The sequence below is a fragment of the Pseudomonadota bacterium genome (assembly GCA_039193195.1).
Taxonomy (GTDB): domain Bacteria; phylum Pseudomonadota; class Gammaproteobacteria; order Steroidobacterales; family JBCBZW01; genus JBCBZW01.
In genome coordinates, this window is record JBCCWS010000100.1 from 1 (window position 1) to 3,457 (window position 3,457).

Consider the following 3,457-nt stretch of genomic DNA (forward strand, 5'->3'; position numbering starts at 1 on the left):
GTCGAAGTTCCCCCCGGCGGGAGAGACCGTGCCAATGAGCGTCAGGCTGCCCTTGGTGCCGTCGTTGGTCTCGATAACGCCGGCACGTTCGTAGAGTCCCTTGATCGAGCTTTCGAGGTAGGCCGGGAAGCCCTCTTCGCCGGGGATCTCTTCGAGCCGGCCCGAGGTCTCGCGCATCGCCTGCGCCCAACGCGACGTGCTGTCGGCGATCAGCAGCACGTCGAGGCCCATCTGCCGGTAGTACTCGCCCAGCGTGATGCCGGTGAAGATCGACGCCTCGCGGGCGGCAACCGGCATCGACGAGGTGTTGCAGATGATGATGGTGCGGTCCATCAGGCTGCCGCCCGACGTGGGATCGACCATCTCGGGGTAGTCCTTGATCGTCTCGACCACCTCGCCGGCGCGCTCGCCGCAGGCCACCACGATGACGATATCGACCTGGGCGTTCCGGGCAATCAGGTTCTGCAGCACCGTCTTCCCGGCGCCGAAGGGTCCTGGAATGCAGGCCGTGCCGCCCCGCGCGATGGGAAAGAAGGTGTCGATCAGGCGCTGCGAGGTCAGCACCGGCTCGTCCGGATAGGTCCGCCGCGACGAAGCCCGCTTCAGCAGGTCGGCCGGCAAGGCCCGCCGCACGGGCCATTTCTGCGCCAGGGTCAGCTTGTGCTCGGTACCCGCCTCGTCGGCCAGCCGCGCCACCGTGTCGTGGACCCGCGCCGCGCCTTCCTGGATCCAGACCACCTTGTAGCTGCCGGTCCAGTTGAAGGGCACCATGATCTTGTGGGCAAAGCGCCCCTCCGGGACCGTCCCGAGCACGTCTCCGGCCCGAACGCTGTCGCCGACCTTCAGGATCGGCGTGAAGGACCACTTGGCCGCCGTGTCCAGCGCATCGACGTCCGCGCCGCGCGGCAGGAAGATGCCGTGCAGATCGGCCAGACGCTGCAAGGGCGCCTGCAGCCCGTCGTAGACCTGGCCCAGCAGCCCGGGCCCCAGCTCCACCGACAACAGGCGGTTCGACTGCTCGACCGGATCGCCGACCGCGACGCCTTGGGTGCTTTCATAGACCTGGGCGTCGGCGCAGGTGCCACGCACGCGCAGCACTTCGGCCTTCAGGCGCTCGTTCCGGCCGTCGGTGGCGGGTTTCGACGGCAGGATGTAGACCACCTCGTTCTTGACGAGCGTGCCGGGGCTGCCGTCGGGCAGAGGGAGGGCCTCGATCTCGACCAAATCGTCCTGAACCGCCACGATGTGCGCGGTCGCCTCGGTCATGCGGCCTCTCCCTTTTCGATCAGATCCGGAAAGTCGGTCAGCGCCTCGTTGGCCAGTGCCGAAAACCGTTTGTGTGACTGGCCGTGTCCCTTCCACTATCATCTCCTCTTGCCTTCTGTTCCACTCCGACGATACTCCGCGTGAACCGTGGACGCGCGCAGGCCAACGGGGCATGTTGGATGGCATGCCGAGGGTAGCGCGACGCCGAGAAGGACACCGTCTTCACCTCAAACAACTACAGCCCCTGGGACGTGGGCGTGCCATCGTCAGTTGACAGTTCGGGAACCAGATAGGGACAGGTATATTTGCCACAAGATATTCTCTCGAAATTTCTAGTTTCTAAAGAGATTTTATTCTCGGCAAGTTCTTGGCCTTCGGCGATTCTCACGTCTGGAGTCCTATCTGATGCTGCTATTGGTGTGGGTCGTGGGTGCGGCCGAATGCAACTTCGATTCGGCCGTGAGTTCGGGGACGCGGCGACCGGACGTGCGGCACCTGCGCCTCGAGCTGAGAAACGCGACGTGCGATGGCCTGCAGTCCAAGTTTATGTGTAGTGCGCTCAACGCGAGCGCACATTCTACATTGACCTTTTGCGCCCAGCCCGGAGACTTGAGTCACAAGATTGGTCAGTGTAGTCCGAGCGGCGTAAGACAAGAAGGCAACAACTTTGCGCACTACGCGATCGCACGAGCGGCGGCTGCCGTCGGCGACCTGAACTTCGCCATGCCTCGGCCGCATTGGTGTGGCCTCGCCGAGGCGCACGACTTGGCGTCGGTGCTGCCGGACGTCGTGTCGCGCGTCGACAGCGCGCGAGTCGACACGAGCGCCGCTGTCGAGCTGACCTGCAGCGCATCGAAGAAAGCTGCACACCGCGCCCGAGACGCCTACTCGCCCTACGTCGACACCAGCACCTTCCACGACGAAGTCCGCACCGGGCTCCAAGCCTGGGGCACGTGCGTCGGCTTTCCCAAAGACGGCGACGAACTCGACGACGTGGCCATCCACGTCCGCCTCGGCGACGTTCTCGCTACGGGCATCTACGGCATGGTGACCATGCCCAAGCTCCTCGCCTTTATCCCGCGGCACGCCACGTCGGTCGGCATCATCACACAGCCATTCCACAGGAGCTGTAGCGAGAGCGACTACAGATCGGCGCTCCCCGGCCTCAGTCACAAAATCGACCGCGACGCATGCAGCTGCACGTCGGCCGCGCTCGTCGACGCCATCATCGCGACCATCAAGCGCCGATATCCCTACATGCGCATCACCCTGCGCGACCAGGACGAGCGTCTCGGCAGCTATTACCGCCTCGCCCTCGCCCCGCTAACTTCGGTGTGCCAGTTGTCGAGTTTCTGCCGCTGGCCCACGCTCGCAGCGCCCTTCGGTATCCTGCTCGGCGGCTTTGATGCGGGGGATTCGACGCTCGTGCCCTTTCGGTCTCTCTTTGACTTCGTCGAGAATCATACCTCGGCTTGCAACGGTATCACGCCCGAAGCCGCCCTCAAATGGTACAACACATCGCTCGAGGGATCCGTCGCTTAAACCCTTAACAATCATGTCGATGGCAGCGGTTCAAGCGGGTACGTGGATTGTAACGTTTCTGACACCGCCTTAGCTCTGAAAATGGTGGTGTCACCCGCGACGTACACCGAGGCATACGCGAAATTTGAGCAGTTCGCGGTTACGAAGTACATCAAGCCGGGAAAAATGGCGGAGCCGATCACGGCTCTGATGGTTACGATTGGCGTCACTGGGTACATGATCGAGTATCTCGTGCTCGGGCGCTTCCACGTCGCTCACAAGAAGGCCAAGATCGACGCTGCCCTCAAAGAGTACGTGTCTTGTTGCTTCATGACCCGTCGCAGGTACGACGCCCACCACGCGCACTAAGACTAAGTCTCTGGGAGCTTGATGTAGTTAGGAGGAGTGCGCGGCCTCGGGGGAGGTCTCGGAGTCTGGTTGCTGTGGCTCCTCCGCAGGAGCTCGCCATGTTGCAGTAGCTCGCAGGCTCGGAGCTCCCGGCAGTCGTAGCACAGTACCTGTTGGAGGATGTCGCTGCTGCAGTCAAAGAAGAAGCGCAGGTGATACAGAACCCCTCCAGTCAACGAGATCGAGGCTGCCTGCGTTAACGGCGAGATGCCCCTCTGGTACTACGGGTACTTCGCCGGCGCTCGTTTGCTCGCTATCATCA

At 63.0% G+C, this 3,457-nt stretch carries 3 protein-coding genes; 2 read left to right on the forward strand and 1 reads right to left on the reverse strand.

Translation table 11 applies throughout. The annotated features are described in order from the left end of the window. A partial coding sequence (locus tag AAGA68_27280) for a V-type ATP synthase subunit A (protein ID MEM9388774.1) occupies window positions 1-1,266 on the reverse strand: 1,266 nt, incomplete at its 3' end. Window positions 1,267-1,875: 609 nt separating this feature from the next. On the opposite strand from AAGA68_27280, the gene AAGA68_27285 reads away from it, so the two are divergent. Both AAGA68_27285 and AAGA68_27290 read left to right on the forward strand, forming a co-directional pair. Next, window positions 1,876-2,808, forward strand: a complete 933-nt coding sequence (locus tag AAGA68_27285) for a hypothetical protein (protein ID MEM9388775.1) — start codon at window positions 1,876-1,878, stop codon at window positions 2,806-2,808. An 87-nt stretch (window positions 2,809-2,895) separates the two neighbouring features. Continuing rightward, complete coding sequence (locus AAGA68_27290) at window positions 2,896-3,156, forward strand: hypothetical protein (protein MEM9388776.1); 261 nt, start codon at window positions 2,896-2,898, stop codon at window positions 3,154-3,156. The last annotated feature ends 301 nt before the right edge of the window (window positions 3,157-3,457 follow it).